This window comes from Luteolibacter sp. LG18 (genome assembly GCF_036322585.1).
Classification (GTDB): Bacteria; Verrucomicrobiota; Verrucomicrobiia; order Verrucomicrobiales; family Akkermansiaceae; genus Luteolibacter.
Window position 1 is genome coordinate 1,750,935 of sequence record NZ_AP024600.1, and the last position, 22,613, is coordinate 1,773,547.

Consider the following 22,613-nt stretch of genomic DNA (forward strand, 5'->3'; position numbering starts at 1 on the left):
TTGTTTTCCGGGGGATCGATCGACCGATCAGCCGATGAACCCGAGCTTGTTGAAGCTGCCCTTGAGGATCGGGGCCGAGGGGGTCTTGAGCCAGTCCTCGAGGACGGTGGCGTAGATGCCGCGGAAGTCGGTGTTGAACTTCAGGTCACCCTGCGTCAGGTCGGTGAGGCTGGGATACTTGCCGTAGAGGCCGCCCTTCACCCCCTGGCCGAGGGTGAAGAGGCAGGAACCTTGGCCGTGGTCGGTGCCGCCGCTGGCATTCTCGCCCACGCGGCGTCCGAACTCGGAGAAGGTCATCACCACCACGCGGTCGGCGGCACCCTGTTCCTTGAGGTCGGCCATGAAGGACTTCAGCGCGCTGTCGAGCTGGCCCAGCAGCCGGTCCTGCGTGCCCATCTGGTTGTTGTGGGTGTCGAAGCCGCCGTGGGAGACGTAGAAGACACGGGTCGGCAGCTTGCCGGCGATCATGCGGCCCACCAGGTTCAGGCTGCGGGCGAGGGGCGTGCCGTCGTACTGCACCTTGGTGCGGTGCTTCGAGGCGATCTCGAGGATCTTCGCCGAGCTGACCTGGGCATCGAGCGCCACGCGTTCGAGGAAGGCGAGGTTGCTTTCGCCCCTCACCACGCCGGTCTTGCCGCCCGCGGCCATGGCGATCGAGTTGCCTTCCGCGGGTGTGTCCGGGCGGTTGAGCTCGGAGAAGAATTCCTCGGCGGTCTTCGAGTCGTCGTTGCCGTTGATCCAGCGGTAGAGTTCCGGGCTGGAAAGGCAGATGCCGGGATTCTTCACCGCGCCGAAGGCCTCCGGCTGGGTCTTGCTGAAGCTGATGCCCACGGTCGGATCGCTGCCGGAGCAGGCGTTGTCGAAGTAGCGGCCCAGCCAGCCGGTGTTCGAGCGGTTCGCCGGATCGGCGGTTTCCCAGATCGAGGTCGAGACGAAGTGCGAGCGGTTCGGATTCGGATAGCCCACGCCCTGCAGGATCGCGAGGTCGCCTTCCTTGAACTGCGAGCCCAGCCACGGCATCGCGCTGTTCAGGCCGCAGTAGTCGGAGAGGCGGATGATGTCCTTCTCCTTCTTCGCGAGGCGCGGACGGGCCTTGTGGTAGGCGTCGTCGGCGAAGGGGACGAGGGTGTTCAGGCCGTCGTTGCCGCCGGCGAGCTGGATTACCACCAGGATCGGACCGTCCTTGCCGGTCACGGCCTGGGTCGCCAGGTCCTTGGAGTCGTTGTGGAGCTGGGCGAACGTGTTTTCCACGAACATCGGCACGGTCCAGGTGGCGGAGGCACCGAGCAGCGTGGCGCGGAGGAAATCGCGGCGGGTCTTCATGGCTGTTGAGAGGTGAAAGTTGAGAGTTGGGGGAAAGGGTTCAGACGAGCTGGTACTCCGGCGTGCTGAGCATCAGGTGGACGAGTTCGGCCACCTCGTGGTTGGTGAAGACGACGCCTTCCTTCTCCTCGGCGAAGGCGATGAAGCGCTTGCGGTTCTTGTCCGCCAGCGGGGCTTGGAAGAAGCGCAGGGCCAGCGAGTCCACCAGGTCCTCGTGGCGCTTGCGGAGTTCGCGCGGGACGATCCGGTCGTAATCCGGGCCGCGCCAGTTGCGGGCGGCCACCTCGGTGGCCACGGCCACGCGTTCAGGCGTGGCCTTCTTGCCGAGCGCCTTGCCCGCACCCTTGCCGCCACCGTCCTCGTCCTGCATCTCCATGCTGCCGTCCTTGTCCGCCATCGCCATCGGCTCCTCGCCTGGCAGCGGTCGGTCGGGGGCCTTGTCCGCGCCCTTGGTGATGAAGCCGGCCACGTTGTAGCGGGTGAGCAGGGTGTTGGTGTTGATCCACGCCTTGCCCCAGTCCCAGCCCGCCACGTTCGGCGGATTGAACAGCACCTGCCCGAGCTGCTGCTGGGCGATCATCGTGTAGCCCTGTGGCGTTTGGTTCAGCTCGAGCTGCTTGAGCATGCCGATCAGGAACTGGATCGGGCACTTGATCTGGTTGCGCACCACCTCGTCGGAGTAGAACTGCTTCGAAAGGAAGATCTCGCGCAGCAGCGGGGCGACCTCGTAGTTCGCCTCGCGGAAGGTGGTGGCCAGCGCGTCGACCGCGGAGGCCGGCGGATCCTCGGCGGCGAAGTATTCCCACAGCTTCGCGGCCATGAATTTCGCGGCCTGTGGCTGCTCGAAGATCAGGTTCACGATGTCGTCACCGTCGAACTTGCCGGTCTTGCCGAAGACGGTCTTCTCGCCCTCGTCCCACATGCGCTTGTTGTGGAACACCGTGCCGTTCTGGCGGTTGAGCTGGTAGCCGGTGAAGGCGCGCGCGGCCTCGCGGATGTCCTGCTCGGTGTAGTGGCCTTCACCCAAGGTGAAGAGCTCCATCACCTCGCGGGCGAAGTTTTCGTTCGGTTTGCCCTTCTTCGAGTTCTGGGTGTCGAGGTAGAGCATCATCGCCGGGTTCTTGGCGATCTCGTGGGTGAGCTGGCGGAAGTTCCCGGTGGCGTTGCGGCGGAACAGGGCATTCTGCATCATCAGCAGCACCGGCTGTTTCACCTTCTGGATCGAGGTGGCGAAATGGTCGTGCCAGAACAGGGTCATTTTCTCCCGCAACGGCGCCTTGGTGTGGAGCATGGCGCGGAACCACCAGCCCTGGCCCTCGATGCCGTGTTGGCGGTTTTCCTTCTGCTCGGCCTGGTTGGCGTTCTTCTTCGCCTTTTCGGCCTCCTCGGGCGTCATGTTCTTGGTCGCCTCGCGAACTTGACGGAGCTGGGCGATGCGCTGCTGCATGTCCTCCGCCATTTTCTCCGGCGAGCACCACTCGGGCATCGAGAACTCGTCCGGGCCCACGGCGGGCTTCAGCAGGGAATCCACGGCCTTGGTCCGGCCGAGGGTGTGGAACGCCTTGATGTCGGCCGGGCTCCCGCCGAATCCGGCGCGGTTCAGGAGATGCGCGGCTTCATAGATCGTCCAGGTGTCGGAGGCTTGCGGAAGCATGGTCGGAAGGGGTTGCAAAGAGGATAACCCGGGGCCGGGGTAAAAGTTTCACCTCCCTTTTGCTTGATTCCGGGTCATGGTTTTCCCACCTCCCCGCGCATGCAACCGTCCGATTCCACCCCAGAGCTCCTCAGTCCCGCCGGGAACTGGGACTGTGCCCGTGCCGCCGTGGCCGCCGGGGCGGACGCGATTTTCTTCGGCCTGCCGAAATTCAACGCCCGTCTGCGCGCCGACAATTTCACCGAGGACGACCTGCCGGAGCTGATGAAGTTCCTGCACAAGCACGGCGTGAAGGGCTTCGTGACGATGAACACGCTGGTCTTCAGCGATGAGCTGGAGGCCGCTGAACGGCAGCTCCGCCTGATCGCCGCCGCCGGGGTGGACGCCCTCATCATCCAGGATCTGGGGCTGGCGAAGATGGCGCGGGAAATCGCTCCCGGCGTGGAATTGCATGCCTCCACCCAGATGACCATCACCTCGCCGGAGGGCCTGGCGTTCATCGAATCCCTGTATCCCATGGAGCGGGCGGTGCTGGCGCGGGAACTTTCGCTGAAGGAGATCGAGCGCTTCCAGGCCGCCGCCGAGGGCAATCCCCACGCGCCGCTGGAGGTTTTCGTGCACGGTGCCCTGTGCGTCGCCTACTCCGGCCAGTGCCTCACCAGCGAATCGCTCGGCCAGCGCTCGGCGAACCGCGGCGAATGCGCGCAGGCCTGCCGCATGCCTTACGAAATCGTCGTCGATGGCGAGGTGCGGGAGCTGGGCGAGGTCCGTTACCTGCTCTCGCCGCAGGACCTCGCGGCGGTCGACGTCATCCCCGGACTGGTGAAGGCCGGGGTGAAGTCGTTCAAGATCGAGGGCCGCCTGAAGTCGCCCGAATACGTCGCCGCCGTGACCCGCGTGTACCGGAAGGCGATCGATGACGCCATCGCGGGCGTGGCCTCCAGCGTCACCGCGGAGGACCGCTACGAGCTGGAGATGACCTTTTCCCGCGGCCTCACCAGCGGCTGGCTGGCGGGCACGAACCACCCGTATCTCGTCCACGGCCGCTTCGGGAAGAAGCGCGGCCCCTTGCTCGGGGAAATCGCCCGCTGCGGCCCGGGCTGGGTCGAGCTGAAGGACGATCCGGCGATCCCGCTCGCGGCGGGGGATGGCGTGGTGTTCGACGCCGGCGAGGACCGCAACGAGGAGCAGGGCGCGCGGATCTGGAAGATCGAGAACGGCTGCCTGCTGTTCCATCGCAGCCACAGTGGCCTCGATTTCGACCGCATCCGCCCTGGCCAGACCCTCTACAAGACCTCCGATCCGCGGTTGGAATCCGAAATCCGCCGTTTCTGGCAGAACGCGAAGCTCCAGGAGCAGAAGATCCCGCTGCACCTCGTCGTCACCGGCCAGCCGGGCGAACCGCTGGTGCTGTCCGCGGGCAAGACCTCCGTGTCGTCCACGCCGCTGGAGGCCGCCTCGAAACGCGCGCTTTCCTCCGAGACCCTGCTCGCCCAGCTCTCGCGCCTTGGCGATACCGCCTACGAACTGGCCTCCCTCGACAACCGCCTGGAGGGCGATTGCCACCTCGCCGTGTCCGAGCTCAACCGCCTTCGCCGTGCCTTGGTCGAGCAGCTTGAGCCCCAGGGCGGGGCAGGGGAGGCCATCGTGCCCGCCACCGCGGTGTCGCACCGCGACCTGCTTCCCGTCGTGGAGGGTGGATCCGCCGCGGCCCCGAAGCTCAGTGTCCTCTGCCGCAGCCTCGCGCAGGTGGACGCCGCGCTCGATGTCCGCGTGCCGGTGATCCAATGCGATTTCGAGGACCCGCGCCGTTACAAGGATGCCGTGGCGATGGTTCGCGCCCGCGGGGCCGACACCGGTTCGGAAATCCTGCTCGCCACGCCGCGCATCCTGAAGCCCGGCGAGAACGGCTACCTGAAGCTCATCGAGCGCGCCGAGGCGGATGGCGTGCTGCTGCGGAACCTCGCCTCTCTCCAGCACTTCAAGGATCGCAGCGGCCTGAAAAAGGTCGGGGATTTCTCCCTGAATGTCGCCAACCCGATCACCGCGAAGCTGCTCAAGCAGGCCGCGAACCTCGATCTGCTCACCGTTTCCTACGACTTGAACATTTCGCAGGTGCTCGACCTGCTGCGCGGCGCGCCCGCCGACTGGTTCGAGCTGACGCTCCACCAGCACATGCCGCTCTTCCACATGGAGCACTGCGTGTTCTGCACCTTCCTCAGCAAGGGCACGAGCTACAAGGATTGCGGCCGCCCGTGCGAGGAGCACGTCGTGCACCTGCGCGACCGCGTCGGCCAGCTCCACCGCCTCGTGGCGGACGTGGGTTGCCGGAATACCCTTTTCAACGGCCGCGCCCAGACCGGCGCGCGGTTCTTCGATGACCTGAAGGCCACCGGCCTGTCACGGTTCCGCATCGAGCTGCTTGACGAGGACAAGGACTCCGCCAAGCGCACCATCCGCGCCTACCAGGCCCTGCTCCGCGGCGAAAGCGATTCCGTCACCCTGCTGCGCCACGTGAAGGCGCTGGAGAAACTCGGTGTGACCGAGGGGACGCTGTTGTAGCGTAAGCATTCCTGCTTGCGCGTGGGTGTGCTCCGCTTCGCGACAACGGCACGAATCGGATCGTTCGGGTGGTTTGGGATCTCATCCGGTAACGAACCGCGCCCGCTCACAAGCAGGAATGCTTGTGCTACTGATTCATCGCCTGCCCCACCTCCGCCAGGCTCGGCAGCACGGCATTCGCGAGCGAGAAATCCAGGCAGGCGGTCACGCGGTTCGGGACGGCCCAGACCGGGCAACCGGCGGCGCGGGCGGCTTTCACGCCGTTGAGGGAATCCTCGATCACCAGGCACTCGGCGGGTTCGAACCCGAGACGCCGCGCGCCTTCCAGGAACAGGTCCGGGGCGGGCTTGATTCGCGGTGCATCCCCGCGACAAACCACGGTGTCGAACAGGGGCATCATCCCCAGCCGGTCGAGCCAGCCATCGACCCAGTGGTGGGACGAGCTGGACACCACCGCCCGCGGGATGCCCTTCGCGATCAGGGATTCCAGCAGCGCCACCGCGCCGGGCATCGGGCCTTCGCCCGCGAGATCGCGGACGATTTCCTCCTGCCGCTTCAGGTCGAGCTCGTGCCAATCGAACGAGCTGCCGGTGAGTTCCTCGAGGTGCGTTTTCGGCGACCAGGTGTCGAAGTCCGAACCGATGCAGCGGGTGTAGAGTTCCAGCGGCAGCGGGTGGCCGTGGGCGCGGAAAGTGCGGTGCCAGGCGTCGTAGATCGCCCACTCGGTATCGACCAGCACGCCGTCGAAGTCGAAGAGGACCGCTTTCATTGGGAGCGCCGGGAAGTAGCGCAAGTTTGCAACTTGCGTGCGGGGAGGAGCGGAACCGTCATGGACGGTCGGAACTTTCCGATTCTGGTCCGCCGCACGCAACCACAACTTGAAAAGTTGTGCTACTTCACGGCGCGACTTTCAGATCCGGGCCCAGCAGCAGGACCTCGGTGTGCTGGAAGGCGTCCATGCGGGACATCAGGCGGTCCACGCCCTCGCGGGCCGGGGCTGGCAGCGATCCGAGCAGGCCGCTCTGGATCAGGGTCTGGCGGAGCTGGGCGGAGGGCTTGGGAGTGGCCGTGGCGCGGATCAGTTCGTCCTCATCCTTGTCCTTCTTGTCGTGCTTGTTGGCGAAAAGCCCCTCGAAGGCGCTCTTCGGTTCCGGCACCAGCTTGGCCTCCGGGTTGTCGAGCTTCGCCTGCTTCGCGGCGTAACCGATCGCTTCCACCAGGCCACCTATCTCATCGACCAGTCCGATCTCCAGCGCCTTTTCGCCGCTGTAAACGCGGCCGCCGGCCAGCGGTTCGAGGTCGCCCTTGAGCCGGTCCTTGCGACCGTCCGTCACGCGCTGCTTGAAGGTGCCGTAAACGCGGGTCATCGACTGGCGGATCAGCTCGCCCTCCTCCTTGGTGAAGGCATGGGTCATGCTCATCGCCCCGGCGTTCTTGCCGCGCTGGGTGACGTGGCTGGTGATGCCCAGCTTGTCCATCGCCCCGCCGAGCACGAATTTCATGCCGACCACGCCGATCGAGCCGGTGATGGTGCCGGTTTCCGCGAAGATCCGGTCCGCGCCGCTGGACACGTAGTAGCCGCCGCTGGCCGCCACCCCGCCCATCGAGACCACGAACGGCCGACCGGTGGACTTCCACTGGTGGGTGGCCTCCCACAGCACTTCGCTGGCCAGCGCCGAGCCGCCGGGGGAATTCACCCGCAGCACCAGCGCCTTCGCCTTGTCGTCCTTGCGCAGCTTCAGGATCTCCTCGCGCACCGGGGCGATGGAGTCGTCGGAAATGTCGCCATCGAGCGCCACCACCGCCACGTAGTCCTTGCGGGCCTTGGTCTTCTTGCCGTCGTTGAACATCAGTTTCACGATGTCCATCATGCCGGTGATCTCCGGCCCATCGCGGTCCGGGAGCTGGTAGCCGGTTTCATACTCGGCCTCCGCGCCGTAGGTTTCGCGGACCTTGGCATTGAAGGTGGTGCGGTAGAGCAGGTCATCGGCGAGGCCTTCCTTCTTCGCCTCCTCGGCGGTGAGGGTGCCTCGGTCGATGAGTTCCTTCACCTTGGCCTCGGGGATCTTGCGGCCGGTGGCCACGTCCCGGACGATGGCGTTGTAGATCGAGTCGATCAGCTTTTCCTCCTGCTGCTTGGCCGGGTCGCTCGGGCCGGTGCGGTAGTAGTTCTCGCCGAAGCTCTTGAAGTCGCCGATGTGGATCACGTCCGCCTGGACGCCCAGCTTGTCGAGCAGGCCCTTGAAATACATCGACTCCGCGTGGATGCCGCTGAACTCGCAGTCCGCCTCCGGCATCAGCGCGAAGTGGTTGGCCGCGCTGCCGAGGATGGCGGTGCCGTTGCCGAGCTGTTCGCTGTAGATCCACACGTCCTTGCCCGCGGCGCGGATCGCCAGCAGGCGGCGGCGGAGTTCCTGGATCTGGTCGAGACCCAGCCCGGAGCCGGCCACATCCAGCACCACCGCCTTCACATTCGGGTCGGTGGCGGCTTTCTCCAGGCTGCGGCTGATGTCGAAGGTCGTCAGCGGGCGGCTGGCGTCCATGTTCAGTCCGCCGAAAAGGGATGGCTCCGGCGTTCCGGATTCGGTGACCGGATCGTTCAGGTCGTAGATCGCGACGATCGGCTTCTTCTCCTCGGCCGCGGTGGCGGTCAGGAAACTGGCGGCGAGCAAAGGCAGGACACGCATGATGGCACTGGTAGCAGGTTTGCGCCGGGACTCAACCCGGGACGGATGATCACAAAGGGGTTACCGATGCCTGTCCGGTGCGGACGGAATCGGGACCGCAAAAACGCGGATCTTTGAAAAAACGTCGCGGGGTCCGGTTCAGGCGGCCTTTTTCTTCGGCTCGGCCGGAGGGGCGGCGGGATCCGCCGGGGCGGGGGCCGCGGCCTTTGGCTGCGGCTTCGGGATGTCCCAGGCGGTGACCCATTCGTGGGACACCTTCTGGTAGCCCTTCTCCAGCAGCCGCTTCTCCATGTCCGGAAAATGGGCGGCTCCGTAGAAAATGGCGAGCCGCTTGCGGCCCTTGTCCACCTGGGAATCCAGCACCTTGATGCACTTCGCGTTGCGGTCGCCCACGATCACGCTGTTGCTGCCGGCGAAGGCGGCGATCTGATCGTCGCCGCTGCCCAGGGTGTGGATGATCTCCAGCTTCATCCGGTTCGAGTTTCCGGAAAGCATCGCCTGCATCAGCTTGGCCGCGTCCGGCTCCTTGGCACCCGATTGGTCGGCCTTCGCGATCAGACCCAGCAGCGATTCGCCCTTCTCGGCTTGGAGCTTCTGGAATTCCTCCAGCGTGATGTCGGCGTGGACGAAGTTCTTCCGCGTGTAGTCGATCGACTCCATCTGGCCGGTCAGGCCGAGGAATTTCGCCACCATGCCGTAGAGTTGATGGAGGCCGCCCAGGTCCTTTTTGTCGGCGGCGGGTGCGTCCTTGGCTTCCTTCTTCGGGATCGCCTTGTCGTCGCCGACCATTTCGAAGAGCACGGCTTGGTAGTTGTCGAACTTGCCGCTCAGGTTCTTGTAATAGGCGGCGTCCGCGATGTGGATCGCGCCGATCAGGTCCACCGTCACGCCGTCCTTCTTGTAGCGGGTCACCCCGGTCTGGAGCCGGGCGGCCTGTGCGTCCTCGTCCACCCGGATGAAATCGGAGGCCTTGGGAGCGTCCTCGGCGCGGGCCGGAAGGACCAGCCAGACGGCGGCGAGGGCGGTGAGGAGGGCTTTCATGACGCTGGGGGAGATAGGAATCACCCCGGAAGCGGCACGGAAAGCAGGATTTGTGCCCTCGACCCGCCCGGCCCCGTTGCCCTGCCCGGGCTTTTCGGCTATATCGCCCGCAGATGAACGTGCCGTCGCGCTACTGCCCCTCCCTTTTGAGCTATTCCCGCCGCCCGACCCGCGAGGTCCTGGTGGGCCGCGTCGGCATCGGCGGAACCAACCCCATCCGGGTGCAATCGATGATCACCTCGGACACCCGCGACACCCCGGCCTGCGTGAAGCAGGTGCTGGATCTGGACGCCGCCGGTTGTGAAATCGTCCGCATCACCGCCCAGACCAAGGTCTACGCCGCGAACCTGGAGAACATCGTCCGCGAGGTCCGCGCCGCCGGTTGCCAGGTGCCGATCGTGGCGGACATCCATTTCAAGCCGGACGCCGCCCTTGAGGCCGCCAAGTGGGTCGAAAAGGTCCGCGTGAACCCCGGCAACTACGCGGACAAGAAGAAGTTCGAGGTCCGCGAATACACCGATGCCGAATACGAGGAGGAGCTCGAGCGCATCCGCGAGGAATTCGTGCCGCTGGTGAAGCTGTGCAAGGACCTCGGCCGTGCCATGCGCATCGGCACCAACCACGGCTCGCTGTCCGACCGCATCATGAACCGTTTCGGCGACACGCCGCACGGGATGGTGGAGAGCGCCCTGGAGTTCGCCCGCCTCGCCCGCGAGGAGAACTACCACAACTTCGTGTTCTCGATGAAGGCCTCCAACCCGAAGGTCATGATCGAGGCCTACCGCCTGCTGGTCGCCCGCCTCGATCTGGAAGGCGCGGATTGGAACTACCCGATCCACCTCGGCGTGACCGAGGCCGGTGATGGCGAGGACGGCCGCATCAAGTCCGCCATCGGCATCGGCTCGCTGCTGTCCGATGGCATCGGCGACACCATCCGCGTCTCGCTCACCGAGGATGCCGTTTATGAAATCCCGGTCGCCCAGGCGCTGGCGGAGCCGTTCAATGCAGGCATCCCCACGCGTGGGGATGTGACCACCGAGTACGTCCCGTCCTACGATCCCTTCTCCTACGAGCGTCGGAAGACCGACGTCCTCACCGTGGAAGGCCACGAGCTGGGTGGCGACCGCACCGTGCGCGTCTTCACCACCCAGGAGAACTGGAACGCGCTGGCCCACAAGATCCACAAGCTCGGCGACTTCAAACCCGAGATCGTGGTCGAGAAATCCGGCGTGTTGGAGATCGACCCGCGCGACGAGGCCGCCGTGGCGGCGCTGAACCACTCGCCGGTGGCGCAGCTCGTCACCGTGAAGGATGGCCTCGACCTCGAACCGATCCACGCCTTCCGTCAGCTCGCCTTCGTGATCGATGCCCGCCATCCGATCCTGCTGAAGGACACGCTCACCCCGCCGCAGGGCGACACCGATTTCCTCCAGGCGCTGTTGCCCGCGGCCCGCGTGATCGGCTCGCTGCTGTGCGATGGCATCGGCGATGCGATCCTGGTCCGCGGCGAGACCGCCCCCGGCCAATCGCTGCGCCTCGCCTACAACATCCTCCAGGCCGCCGGGACCCGCATTTTCAAGACCGACTACGTGGCCTGCCCGAGCTGCGGTCGCACGCTCTTCAACCTGCAATCCACCACCCAGAAGATCCGCGCCGCCACCGGCCATCTCAAGGGTGTGCGCATCGCGGTGATGGGCTGCATCGTCAATGGCCCGGGGGAAATGGCGGATGCCGACTTCGGCTACGTCGGCGGCGCGCCCGGCAAGATCAACCTCTACGTCGGCAAGACGCCGGTGAAGTTCAACATCCCCGAGGCCGAGGCCGTCGAGCGCCTGATCGACCTGATCCAGGAGCACGGCAAGTGGATCGACGCCCCCGCCGGGGAGCCCGTGGAAGTCTGATGGAATTGATGGAGGTGGCCATGGCGACGAAGACCGAAACCCGGACCCACGAGGCCGAGGCGCTCGACGTGCCTTGGAACGTGGTCGTCCACGACGATCCGGTGAACCTCATGGGCTATGTCACCTGGGTCTTCCAGAAGGTGTTCGGTTACGATGACGCGCGCGCCAGCAAGCTGATGATGGAGGTTCACGTTGCCGGGCGCTCCATTGTCTGGACCGGCACCCGGGAGAAGGCCGAGTTCTACGTCGCCGAGCTCCAGGCCCACCAGCTCACCACCTCGCTGGAGAAACCGCAATGAGAGTGGCCCCCACGCTGAAGGGCGGTCTGCGGATCGATGCCGAGATTTCCCAGGACTGGGACGTCCTGCGATGCATCCTCGCGGACGCGAAGCCCGGTGGCCTCGCCCGTCGGCTCACCGCCTCGGCCGGTCCGGATGCCGAGGACTGGGAGGAGCTGATGATGCCGGACTTGCTCGATGTGTTCGAAGGCCAGCTCGGCGTCGTCCGTGACACCATCCGCGCCGCCGCCGAGGCCTCCTCCGGAGGACCCGGCGAGATTTTCATCGAAAAGGACGACGCGGAAGCGTGGTTCGGTGCCCTCAACCAGGCCCGCCTCGCCCTCCACGCGCGGCACGATTTCTCCGACGACGATCCGGACGTGATCGGCATGTCCGAGCAACGCCGCTCCGCGTTCTTCCGTTACCAGTTCTACATGGTCATCCAGGACCTGCTGCTGAAGCGGGTGCTGTGAGGTAGCACAAGTTTTCAACTTGTGGCTTCTCGCGGTGGACTAGGGAGGGATGTTCGAATTTCATCCGCTAGGTCGGCCGCGCCCAAGCGCAAGTTGAAAACTTACGCTACTTCACCGCGGCCAGCACTTTCTCCATCTCCAGCTCGTGCTGGCAGCGCAGGTCCAGGGCGCACTTCGGGGCGAAGCACGGTGAGCACTCGACATGACGTCGCAGCACCGTGTGGCGTTTGCCGAGCGGACGTTTCCACGCCGGCTCGTTCGGGCCGAAGAGGACGATGCAGGTCGCTCCGGCATGGGCCGCAAGGTGGGGCAGGGAGCCGTCCGCGGCGATCACGCGCTCGTGCGCGGCCAGCAGCGGCAGCACCTCGCCGGAGGGAAAGAGGTCGGTTGTCCGGACACTGTCGCCGAGCGTCTTCGCCAGTTTCGCGGCCAGGCCGCCGCCGCCCGGAATCCCGGCGAGGGTCAGGCGGGTGCCAGTCTCGAGGAGCGCCCGGGCCACCGTTTCCCAGCGGTCCAACGGCCATTCGTGGCTACGGCCGAAATCGGAATCCGGCACCAGCAGCGCGGTACCCGGGGCAGGCGGGGCCAGTTGATCGATTGGTTCGAAATACGCTGCCACCCGTGTCTCGATCCCCATCGCCTCGATTGGGGCGAGGTAATGGCGGACGCGGTGCTCGATCGGGCCCGGGGTGGGGAGCGGCAGCGGATCGGTGAGGCGTTTGGAGAGGGCCTTGTCTCCGCCCGGGCCGGTGCGGCGTGGGATGCCCGCCTTCGCGCAGGCGTCCGCGGCCACGCCGGGTTCCCAGATGAGGGCGGCGGCGAACTTGCCGGAAAGCGAGCTGGCGACCGTGTTTGCCGAGGCCTTCGCCGGATACGGAAGCACCGAGAGCCCGGGAAGCGTCTGCCAGAAGGTCTCCTGGGCCGCGGGGCACAGCACGCTCACGGGCAAGCCGGAGGCCGCCAGCGCCCGCAGCGCGGGTACGGCGAAACAGGCCTCGTCCCACCGCTCCGGCGCCGTCACCAGCATGCCCTGTCCCGCGTCACTCATCTGGCGGAGTCTGGGGCGTGGATGGGTCGGTGGCAACCGGAGGTTGAGCTGGGACGACTTGGAATTCGAATCGCTCCGGCACCGCCGGTGCCTTGGGGAAATCCAAGGCGCCCATCAACACTGGGGCGAGTTGTGGGTCCAACAGCAGCGCCATCCGCAACTGGGCTGGATGAAGCAGCTTTGCTTGTGTGAGCGGGTTGACTTGAATCGATTCGAGCGGAGCTGGGACGGGGGCCAGCGGGAAGATCCGGGTGGCGTTCGTGATGAGAACCCGATCCGTGATCTGGAGGCCTTCCTGGAGGGCGAGTTCGCGGAGCCGGAGCATGGTGGAATCCCGCGTCACCGGGCTCTCGCGATCGCTCTTGAAGGTGAGTTTTTCCTGTTCTGGAGTGAGATCCGCCAACCGCCACGGGGCATAGGCGCGTTTTGCCAGCCAGACTTCCGGGCCTACGTTCACGCCCAGCGGTAGATTGTCCGGAATCCATTCCCGGCCTCCCGATGGGTCGATCGCGCCCACCCCTGCGATGCCTTTCGCGAAGGCGGCTACGTCTTCCTGGAGGGACTGCTGCATCCGCTCCCGGGCCGCGCGCTTTTGTTCGGGGGTGAGGCTCAGGCCTTCGGCCAGCGCTTCCAGATACCAGTCCTGCTGTTTGGCTCGTCGTGCCGGGGTGAGTGGAAACGTCGGCCCCTCTGGAGGGGTGAGTCCGGCGGTAATGAAATCCTCCAGCATCCACCGCACCTCTGCCTCCGTCATCCCGCGTTTGGCACGGGTGAGGTAGGCTCCCACCGGATCGGCCACGGCTAGTTCCTTGGCCGAGGGTTTCCGCCCGTCCGAGCGCGTTTTTTTCGGCGGCCCTTTCACGACCGCGGCGGCGTGGGTCTTCGTGTCCACGGAAATCCGGGCGGCTTGCCACGCGCCGAGGCCCAGCAGGGTGGCGGCGGCCATCAGCCAGAAGGACGTGCGTGGCGAGGTGGAGCTCACAATTGCGGCAGCGGCTTCGGTTGCAGCACGGGAAACTGGCCGGGCAGGTGGTAGTCCGGTTCGCCGTCGGAGAGTTTGGCGGCGGTGAGGAATTTCTGGTCCGGGGAGTTCAGGATGAAGGTGACATTGCCGCGGGTGTCCGGGCCGTAGTTGATGCGGGCCTTCAGGATGTCCAGCGGGATGGCCAGGGCGGCGGCCCAGGAGCCATCCGCGGCCAGCTCGGCGAAGGCCCCCACCTCGGGCAGCGGGAAGTCCTCCTCGCTGTCCCGCACCCGCGGCGCGGTGAATTCGCAGGACCACCACGCGCCGTTGGGAGACAGGTTGAACTCGAAATAACGGCCGCTCACCGGATCGGCCAGGAACAGCTCGGCCACGTCGTGCCGCCACAGCTCGGCCTGGAATTTCCCCGGCCGCGCCGAGGGGTGGAGCTGCGCCGGTTGGGTGTGGGTGGCGATGAACCACAGCCGCTGGCCGTCCTCCGCCAGCGCGTAGCCGGCGGCGGGGTCGAAGGGCGCTCCATGCCAGTCCTGGCCGATGCCCAGCAGGGGCACGTCGAGGGCTCCCCATTGCAGCGGACGCGGGCTCTTGAAGACGATCATGAACCACCCCGTTAGCCCTGCTTCGGGGGCGGGTCGAGCGGGAACGCGCCCGCTCCCCGGCATTCCGTGAAAAAGATTCCTAACATGGATGGAAAACTATCGCCAATTCGGGCTGTATGTGGTTCATCCGCTTCGCGTTCCAATGCCACGCCGACCCCAGCGCAACAACGGTTTCTTCGATACCATCGAGTATGTGGGCCCGCGTCCCCAGAAGCCGAAGAAAAAGCGCCGGTTTTTCGGTGGCTGGGTCATCATCCTGATCGCCGTCGGCATCCCGTTCCTGTTTTTCCGGAAGCTGGTCCCGACCCTGAAGGCCGAGCAGGAGGGCACGTCCGTCGAGAACGTCGAGCGCAGCATCGCGAAACTCGCGCCGTCCGCCGCCTTCGGCGACCGCCTCGCCGCCGCCACGCTGGCCCAGGCCCGCACCCCGGGTGTCTATGACGACACCTACCGCCAGATCGCCTATCCCGGCGGGGACATCCCGGCGGACCGCGGCAAGGCCGAGGACGTCGTCGTCCGTGCCTACCGCGGCGTGGACATCGACCTCCAGCAGCTCGTCCACGAGGACATGGAGAAGAATTTCCGCGAGTACGAGCAGCTCTACAAGACCAAGGGCCCGGACGCGAACATCGACCACCGCCGCGCCCCGAACCTGAAGCGCTTCTTCGAGCGCCACGGCGAATCCCTCACCACCTCCCGGAACGTCGCCGAGTACAAGGCCGGTGACGTCGTCATCCTCACCCGCCCCGGCAGCAGCGTCCGCGGCGGCGATGCCCACAGCCAGGTGGAGATGCACATCGCCATGGTCGTCCCCGGCCCCGGCGACAGCGCCAGCGAGCCGTGGCTGGTCCACAACCTGGACTCCGGCGTGAAGTGGGAAGACGCCCTGCTGAGCTACCAGATCATCGGCCACTACCGTTACGGGAAGTGATGGCCCTCAGGGAGCAAGGACATTCCTGTCCTTGTTTCAGAGAGCCATCTCGCGGGAGCGGCTTGAGCCATCACGGTCTTCCCAAACAAGGACAGGAATGTCCTTGCTCCTTGGGCCTGTAGGAAAAAAATCCGTGTTCTTTCCCCGGATTCGTGGTTTCTCGTCCCCCCGCGCCCATGACCTCCGCCGAGATCCGCAACAGCTTCCTCGATTTCTTCCGCGAACAGCAGCACACCATCGTGCCTTCGGCCTCCCTGATGCCGCAGAGCCCCGGTTTGCTGTTCACCAACGCGGGGATGAACCAGTTCGTGCCCTACTTCCTCGGCACCGACAAGGCGCCCTACGATCCGCCGCGCGCCGCGGACACCCAGAAGTGCATCCGCGCCGGCGGCAAGCACAACGACCTGGAGGATGTCGGCTACGACACCTACCACCACACGATGTTCGAGATGCTGGGGAACTGGTCCTTCGGCAATTACTTCAAGAAGGAAGCGATCCAGTGGGCGTGGGATCTCGTCGTCGAGCGCTGGGGCCTGCCCGCGCACCGCCTGCACGCGTCCGTCTATGCGCCGAAGGAAGGCGATCCGGGCAACTTCGACCAGGAAGCGTATGACCTCTGGGCGGCGCTGTTCGCTTCCAAGGGTTGCGATCCGGCGGTGCAGATCGTCCACGGCAACGTGAAGGACAACTTCTGGATGATGGGCGAGACCGGCCCCTGCGGCCCGTGCTCCGAGCTGCACGTGAACCTGACTCCCGAGGGAGATCCAAAGACCGGCCGCGAGCTGGTCAACAACGACTCCGACCTCTGCATCGAGATCTGGAACCTCGTCTTCATCCAGTACAACGCGGAGGCCGACGGCACCTTCCGCGAGCTGCCCGCGAAGCACGTCGACACCGGTATGGGCTTCGAGCGCGCGTGCTCGATCATCCAGAACACCAAGGGCTTCACCGATTTCTCGCGCAAGCCGAGCAACTACAACACCGACGTCTTCCGCACGATCTTCGCGAAGATCGAGGAACTCAGCGGCAAGACCTACGTGGACATCTACCCGGACCTGGGCGCGGACCGCACCAAGTTCGACGAGGGGATGAAGGATGCGATCGCCTTCCGCGTGATCGCCGACCACCTGCGCACGCTCTCCTTCTCCATCGCCGATGGCATCCTGCCCGGCAACAACGGCCGGAACTACGTGTTGCGCCGCATCCTGCGCCGCGCGGTGAAGTACGGACGCCAGCTCGGCTTCTCCGGTAACAAGCCGTTGTTCGATGGCCTTGTCTCCACCCTCGTTGCGCAGATGGGTGACGTGTTCCCGGAACTGAAGGCCCGAGAGTCCGCGATCCGCGAGACGCTGAACCGTGAGGAAGAGAGCTTCAACCTGACGCTCGACCGTGGCCTGAAGCGTTTCGAGGACGGCGCGGCTTCCCTTGCAGAAGGTGCGGTGTTTTCCGGCGATCTCGCGTTCGAACTCTACGACACCTTCGGTTTTCCCGTGGACCTGACCGCGCTCCTCTGCACCGAGCGCGGGCTGGGCTTGGACATGAAGCGTTTCGAAGCGCTCATGGAAGAGCAGCAGGTGCGTTCCCGTACCGCGCAGAAGACCACCATTGTCCGTGCGCTCGACATTTCCACCGAGGCGGTGACGGCTTTCAACGGCTTCGACGCCGATGAAACCGAGGCCACCGTGTTGGAGATCCATCCGCAGGAAGACGCGCTCTTTGTCATCACCGACAAGACGCCGTTCTATGCCGAGATGGGTGGCCAGGCCGGGGACACCGGCTCGCTGGCCATCAATGGCAACGAGTATGCCGTTTCCGCCGTCCAGCAGATCGGCAAAGCCCGTGCCGTGGCGGTTCCCGCCGAGGCGGTCGTGGCGGTCGGTGACACCGTGACGCTCAAGCTCGACGCGGCTCGCCGCCGTCCGATCGAGGCGCACCATTCCGCGACCCACTTGCTCCACTGGGCGCTGCACGAGGTCGTGTCGAAGGACGCGGCCCAGCAGGGTTCGTCGGTGGATGAAAACCGCCTGCGTTTCGACTTCAACAGCGGCGCGGTCACGGCCGAGCAACTCGCCGCCATCGAGGACAAGGTGAACGCGAAGATCGCGGAGAACGGCAACGTGTCCTGGACCGAGGTGCCGCACGCCTCGATCAAGGGCCGTACCGACATCATGCAGTTCTTCGGCGACAAATACGGCGACACCGTGCGCGTGGTCCAGATCGGCGGGGGCGCGAACACGCTCGACGGTTACTCGATGGAACTCTGTGGCGGCACCCACGTCCGCAAGACCGGGGAGATCGGCCTGTTCAAGATCAAGAGCGAGGGCGCGATCGCCGCCGGCGTGCGCCGCATCGAAGCCGTTTGCGGCAAGGCCGCGGAAGCCTGGCTGGTCGAGCAGGAAGCCTTGCTCATCGCCGAGGCAGAAGCCGCCACCGCGAAGGCCACCGCCACCCTCGAAAAGCTCAAGCAGCTCGCCATCGAGGCTCCGGTCGCGCTTGCCGCGGCTCCGGCCACCCGCGAGCTGTCCGTGCTCAAGGCTCACCTCGAGCACCTCAAGGAAGTCTCCATCGAAGCCGAGAAGGCGTTCAAGAAGGCCCAGGCCCGTGCCGCCGCCCAGCAGGCGGATGCCGAGCTGGCGGAACTCATTGAAGCCGGTGGCCCGATCGTCCGCACCTTCGAAGCCGATGCCTCGCTGGTGCAGGAGCTGCTCAACGGGCTGAAGAAGAAGAATTTCGGCGAAGCCGCCTTCTTCATCGTCGATGACGGCGAGAAGCTCCAGATCGCGACCTACTGCGGTGACGCGGCCCAGGCCCGCGGCCTCAAGGCCGGTGACCTGCTCCGCGACCTCGCAGCCCTCGCGGGCGGCAAGGGCGGCGGCAAGGCCGACCAGGCCCGCGGCGGTGCTCCCGAGCGCGGCAAGATCGCCGAGCTTGAGGCCGCCGCGAAGGCGAAGCTGGCGTGAGGCCAAGTAGCGCGAGGCTGAGCTTCGCGTGTGGCTGACGGCCCGTATGGATCAGGGGTGCCTCTTTCGGGAGGTGCCGCTTGTCCCTGCCTGCGAAGCCAAGCTTCGCGCTACTTGCTGGCGCGGCTTCGGGCTGTTAGAAAAGGGGTTATGGAAGACCCGCCGGAACCACGTTTCTTCCATCCCGAGCGGCCGATTGAACGTCATCGTCGGAATCTGCCGCATTGGAGCCAGGAATCGGTGGTCGTGTTCGTGACGTTCCGGTTGGCGGATTCGATTCCGAAGGAACGTCTGGCGGAATGGGATGAGGAGCGACGGCGGTGGTTGGTGGCCCGGGGCAAGATCACCCGGCCGGATTTACAGGAGACTTTGGCGGAGCTGACTCCGGAAGAGCGGGTCGAGTATCTGCGGCAATTCGGGCGGAGATTCCACGCGATGTTGGATGAATGCCATGGCACCTGTGCCCTCCGCCTTCCCGCATGCGGCCGAATGATGGAGGAGGTTCTGCTCCATTTCGATGGGGTGCGGTATCTGTTGGGAGAATATGTGGTCATGCCCAACCACGTGCACGTGCTGATGGCTCCGTTGGCCGGGTATGGGGTGAACGGGATTGTCCGTTCATGGAAGGCGCATTCCGCGGTTCGCATCAACCGGTTGATGGGGACGAAGGGGCAGGTTTGGCAGCGGGAGAGCTTTGATCATTTGGTGAGAGACGGCGCGTCGTTGAGGGGGTTCGAGCGATATGTCATCGAGAATCCAGGAAAGGCGGCCCTGAGAAACGGGGAGTTTTGGCAGGGTAGGGGGTCGATGCCGGTCGTGTAGCGCAAAGCTCAGGAAGGCAGCGCTTTTATCGGACGGGGCGCAACTTGCCGGTGCGGGCCGTGAGCCGCACGCGAAGCCAAGCTTCGCGCTACTTGGCGACCCATGAAAAATATGCATGCAATTTTTGGGCTGGGGGCTTTTCAAATGGCTTCGGGCTTTCCAGAGTGCTGGCCGTGCGGTCGAGACCGGACCTTCCGATCCCTCGTCCGTCCGTCCAGCCATGCTCCAGATCAAACCCAAGTCGGAATGCGCCTTTGACCAAGTCTCGCTCGGAGAAGTGATGCTCCGCCTCGATCCGGGTGAGGGTCGGATCCGCACCGCCCGCCGTTTCACCGCTTGGGAGGGCGGCGGCGAATACAACACCTCGCGCGGCCTGCGGAAGGTCTTCGGCTACCGGACGGCGGTGGTCACGGCCTTGGTCGACAACGAGGTGGGCCGCCTGGTGGAGGACTTCATCATCGAGGGCGGCGTGGCCACGCAGTTCATCCGGTGGCGGGAGGACGACGGGATCGGCCGCCAGGTCCGCAACGGGCTGAACTTCACCGAGCGCGGCACCGGCATCCGCGGCGCGCTCGGCATTCCGGACCGAGGCAACACGGCCGTTTCCCAACTGAAGCCGGGGGACATCGATTGGGACCATCTTTTCGGGGACCTCGGCGTGCGCTTGTTCCACACCGGCGGGATTTTCGCCGGGCTTTCCGAATCCACCGCCGCGGTCACGCTGGAGGCGGTGGAGGCCGCCAAGCGGCATGGCACGATCGTGTCCTACGATCTGAACTACCGGCCCTCGCTATGGAAGACCTTCGGCGGCTTGTCGAAAGCGCAGGAGATCAACCGTGAGATCGCGCGGCACGTCGACGTCATCATCGACTTCAGCGCCGCGCTCGGCCTGGAGGTCGAGGGGATGCGGGAGATCGGGCAAATGGATCTCGATGCCTTCAAGCGGCTGATGGAGGCCGCTGTGGAGGAGTTTCCGAACTTCAAGGTCGCGGCCACCACCCTACGCCACGTGGTGACGGCCAGCATCAACGACTGGAGCGCGATCCTCTGGCACGATGGCCGGATCCATGAGAGCCGGAAGTACGACAAGCTGGAGATCCTCGACCGGGTGGGCGGAGGCGACAGCTTCGCGTCCGGCGTGCAATTCGGGTTCCTCGAGTTCAATGACGCGCAGCAGGCGGTCGATTACGGCGCGGCCCACGGCGCGCTGGCGTCGACGACGCCCGGCGACATCTCGATGGCCACTTGGCGGGACGCCGAGCGGCGGATCGCCGGGACGGGCGCGCGGGTGGTGTGCTGAGCTATTTCAGATCGAGAACTTCGAGGAGCTGCCGTTGCGTCGCGAGGGCGGTCCTTTCCTGTTCGTTGGTCACGTTGCCCGCGTGTTCGGGGCGGGCCTTTTCGAACGTGTCGAGGGCGGTCCAGCGGCGGTCTTCCGAGCGGGCGAGCAGGATCAAGGTGGTGAAGATGGCGCAACCGGCGGCGAGGTGGGGCATCATGGCGCGGGTGAGGGCGCAGCGGTGGAGGCGGCGCTCTGGTTTCGGCCCGCGGGCGAACCAGAATTGAAGGAACGGCCAGGCGAGCGCGAGGACCGGCATCGACCACAGGGCGGCATCGATTCGACGGAGGCGCGGGGGAAGGGCACTGAGATCCAGCCAAGCGGCGGCGAAGGAGGCGAGGGCCACGGCCGCGAAGCACCAGCCGGGATTGAAACCGCGGATCACCACGCCAAGGACCGCCCCACGCCGGCCCAGCCGCCAGCGGATGGTTTCGATCACCAGCACGAGGATGGACACGGCAAGCGCGAAGGCGGCGAGCTGGCAGCCCTGGATAGTGGCACCGGCCCATCCACCGGGCCGGTAGAGGATGCTCCGGTCGCCGCCTCGCACCACGAACTGGAACAGGATGAGCGGGAGGCCGCAGGAAACCGCGGCGATCACCGCGTGGTCCACCGGGCGGAGCAGACTGGTGACCCGGGCGGCGAGGGGGCCGGCCACTTTCCGCCAGCGGAGATGGGCGAGCGTGCAGCCGGTGAACGCGATCAGCAGGGTCAGCAATCCGAAGCGAAGAGCCAGTCGTTCCACCATCGCCCGGGCGGCGAGCGCGGAGGGCAGGGTTTCCTCCGGGGTGGCCAGCAGGCTGCGGTCGGTCACCGTCACGGGCTGGGCGAAGCTCCATTGGGCTTGGGAATACAGGAGCGGGCGTTTTCCCGCCATGGGCGGTTGGAGCTGCTTGGATTGCCGGGTGAACCGGTTGGCGGCCTCGGCGGTGGGCTCGATGGTGGCAATTTCCCTGAGGGTCGCTTCGAGTTTGCGTGAGCCGAATCCGAGGGCCATCTGATGGCCGACGGTTTTGGAATCGAGGATGAGTTTCCGGCACAGGGTTTCAAAAAGGCCGGGCACTCCCTCCTTGCTGCTGGAAAGGTGACTGCTGGCCCGTGCGATTTCCGTCAGCGAGTCGATTCCGGAGTCGAGAAGCAGACCTGCGTTTTCCCCGATGATCGCCCGCTGCAGGGCGATCTCCGGGTAGTCCCGGGCGGGAGGCATGGCGGCGATCTGCCGGGACAGGAAGGCATCCCGGTGGCTGTCGAAACGGGGCATGGCCATCGCGGCCCGGAGCCCGCCGAGGGTGGTCCCAATGGCGCGGTCCAGGTCCGGGCGGCCTTTATTGGCGAGCGCGTTCCCGGTGCGCCGCCACCAATCGATGGCGGCGAAATAGCGGTACCAGCCATTGCCGGGATCGATCTGCTCGCCGGTCTCGATAAAATCGGCGGGCAGATCCTGTCCGTTTTGCACCAGGTGCACCACATGACGGCAGTAGAGCACGGGATCGTCCGGGTGGGCTTGCCACAGCGATAGCCAGCGCGTGCCATTGATCGCGCCACGGTCTCCGAACAGCAGCAGGCGGTTTTCCGGTGAGACCCGGTCCCCGAGATAAGAATCGAGGGTCCCGGGGCTACCCGTGCGGAGGACCTGCCACAGGCCGAACTCCGTGGTGTAGGGGCCGTAACCGGGCATGAAGGTCGGAGCACGGCGGGCGGCATTGGCGGCGAGCACCGCGTCACTGCTCAGCACGCCCGGGTACAGGGCGGTGCCGACTGTGAGGACAATCAGGCCGCGGCGGAGCCAGCGCCACCATGGCGATCGGGCAGCGGTTTGCCGCATCCGCTCCGCGGCGACTTCGGTGGAATCCCCTGAGGGTGGATGGATCAGGGTGCGTGCATGGCCGAGCGCCTCCTTCAGAAGGTCGCGGGAACATTCCTGCGCCGCGGTGCCAGGAATCGGTTCGAGGGTGGCGGAGATGAATGGCTCGTCTGCCGGAGTCACGTGATGATGACTTTGGCGGAACGGAG

At 65.7% G+C, this 22,613-nt stretch carries 17 protein-coding genes; 8 read left to right on the forward strand and 9 right to left on the reverse strand.

What is annotated here, in order from left to right; all coding sequences use genetic code 11:
• Positions 1 to 27: 27 nt before the first annotated feature.
• Positions 28 to 1,323, reverse strand: a complete 1,296-nt coding sequence (locus llg_RS07345; RefSeq protein WP_338289076.1) for a DUF1501 domain-containing protein — start codon at positions 1,321 to 1,323, stop codon at positions 28 to 30.
• Positions 1,324 to 1,363: 40 nt separating this feature from the next.
• Positions 1,364 to 2,977, reverse strand: coding sequence for a DUF1800 domain-containing protein (locus tag llg_RS07350; RefSeq protein WP_338289077.1), 1,614 nt, complete (start codon positions 2,975 to 2,977; stop codon positions 1,364 to 1,366).
• A 99-nt stretch (positions 2,978 to 3,076) separates the two neighbouring features.
• On the opposite strand from llg_RS07350, the gene llg_RS07355 reads away from it, so the two are divergent.
• Positions 3,077 to 5,539, forward strand: coding sequence for a U32 family peptidase (locus tag llg_RS07355; protein WP_338289078.1), 2,463 nt, complete (start codon positions 3,077 to 3,079; stop codon positions 5,537 to 5,539).
• 127 nt (positions 5,540 to 5,666) lie between these two features.
• Here the strand turns inward: llg_RS07355 and llg_RS07360 are convergent, their stop codons facing one another.
• The 3 genes from llg_RS07360 to llg_RS07370 form a co-directional block, all read right to left on the reverse strand.
• On the reverse strand, positions 5,667 to 6,308 hold the full coding sequence (locus llg_RS07360) for an HAD family phosphatase (protein WP_338289079.1): 642 nt from the start codon (positions 6,306 to 6,308) through the stop codon (positions 5,667 to 5,669).
• 127 nt (positions 6,309 to 6,435) lie between these two features.
• A complete protein-coding gene (sppA, locus tag llg_RS07365) occupies positions 6,436 to 8,226 on the reverse strand; it encodes a signal peptide peptidase SppA (RefSeq protein WP_338289080.1) in 1,791 nt (596 codons plus the stop codon).
• Between the two features lie 138 nt (positions 8,227 to 8,364).
• Positions 8,365 to 9,267 (reverse strand): hypothetical protein, encoded by a 903-nt coding sequence (locus llg_RS07370; protein WP_338289081.1) that lies wholly within the window; start codon positions 9,265 to 9,267, stop codon positions 8,365 to 8,367.
• Between the two features lie 113 nt (positions 9,268 to 9,380).
• Here llg_RS07370 and ispG point away from each other — a divergent pair, with 113 nt between their 5' ends.
• From ispG to llg_RS07385, 3 genes are read left to right on the forward strand one after another with little or no spacing between them, the layout of a single operon-like run.
• Complete coding sequence (gene ispG / locus llg_RS07375) at positions 9,381 to 11,168, forward strand: (E)-4-hydroxy-3-methylbut-2-enyl-diphosphate synthase (RefSeq protein WP_338289082.1); 1,788 nt, start codon at positions 9,381 to 9,383, stop codon at positions 11,166 to 11,168.
• Between the two features lie 20 nt (positions 11,169 to 11,188).
• Positions 11,189 to 11,467, forward strand: coding sequence for an ATP-dependent Clp protease adapter ClpS (clpS, locus tag llg_RS07380; RefSeq protein ID WP_338289083.1), 279 nt, complete (start codon positions 11,189 to 11,191; stop codon positions 11,465 to 11,467).
• Entirely contained in the window at positions 11,464 to 11,919 is a 456-nt protein-coding gene (locus llg_RS07385; RefSeq protein WP_338289084.1) for a DUF2017 family protein, read from the forward strand. The genes clpS and llg_RS07385 overlap by 4 nt, the downstream gene beginning before the upstream one ends.
• Before the next feature lie 106 nt (positions 11,920 to 12,025).
• On the opposite strand, the gene llg_RS07390 is transcribed toward llg_RS07385, so the two are convergent.
• From llg_RS07390 to llg_RS07400, 3 genes are read right to left on the reverse strand one after another with little or no spacing between them, the layout of a single operon-like run.
• The gene (locus llg_RS07390) at positions 12,026 to 12,967 is read right to left on the reverse strand and encodes a glycosyltransferase family 9 protein (protein WP_338289085.1); all 942 of its coding nucleotides are present in this window, start codon (positions 12,965 to 12,967) and stop codon (positions 12,026 to 12,028) included.
• Entirely contained in the window at positions 12,960 to 13,949 is a 990-nt protein-coding gene (locus tag llg_RS07395) for a hypothetical protein (RefSeq protein WP_338289086.1), read from the reverse strand. The genes llg_RS07390 and llg_RS07395 overlap by 8 nt, the downstream gene beginning before the upstream one ends.
• Positions 13,946 to 14,548, reverse strand: a complete 603-nt coding sequence (locus llg_RS07400) for a hypothetical protein (RefSeq protein WP_338289087.1) — start codon at positions 14,546 to 14,548, stop codon at positions 13,946 to 13,948. The genes llg_RS07395 and llg_RS07400 overlap by 4 nt, the downstream gene beginning before the upstream one ends.
• Positions 14,549 to 14,690: 142 nt before the next feature.
• Between llg_RS07400 and llg_RS07405 the strand changes: the two genes are divergently transcribed.
• The 4 genes from llg_RS07405 to llg_RS07420 all read left to right on the forward strand — a co-directional run bounded on the left by llg_RS07405 (position 14,691) and on the right by llg_RS07420 (position 20,561).
• Complete coding sequence (locus tag llg_RS07405; RefSeq protein WP_338289088.1) at positions 14,691 to 15,479, forward strand: DUF1287 domain-containing protein; 789 nt, start codon at positions 14,691 to 14,693, stop codon at positions 15,477 to 15,479.
• A gap of 176 nt (positions 15,480 to 15,655) precedes the next feature.
• On the forward strand, positions 15,656 to 18,439 hold the full coding sequence (gene alaS / locus llg_RS07410; RefSeq protein ID WP_338289089.1) for an alanine--tRNA ligase: 2,784 nt from the start codon (positions 15,656 to 15,658) through the stop codon (positions 18,437 to 18,439).
• Positions 18,440 to 18,589: 150 nt separating this feature from the next.
• Entirely contained in the window at positions 18,590 to 19,261 is a 672-nt protein-coding gene (locus tag llg_RS07415) for a transposase (protein ID WP_338289090.1), read from the forward strand.
• Positions 19,262 to 19,481: 220 nt separating this feature from the next.
• A complete protein-coding gene (locus llg_RS07420) occupies positions 19,482 to 20,561 on the forward strand; it encodes a sugar kinase (RefSeq protein ID WP_338289091.1) in 1,080 nt (359 codons plus the stop codon).
• A 1-nt stretch (position 20,562) separates the two neighbouring features.
• On the opposite strand, the gene llg_RS07425 is transcribed toward llg_RS07420, so the two are convergent.
• Positions 20,563 to 22,587 carry a hypothetical protein gene (locus llg_RS07425; protein ID WP_338289093.1) on the reverse strand — a complete coding sequence of 675 codons (2,025 nt, stop codon included), beginning with the start codon at positions 22,585 to 22,587 and terminating at the stop codon, positions 20,563 to 20,565.
• Positions 22,588 to 22,613 lie beyond the last annotated feature (26 nt).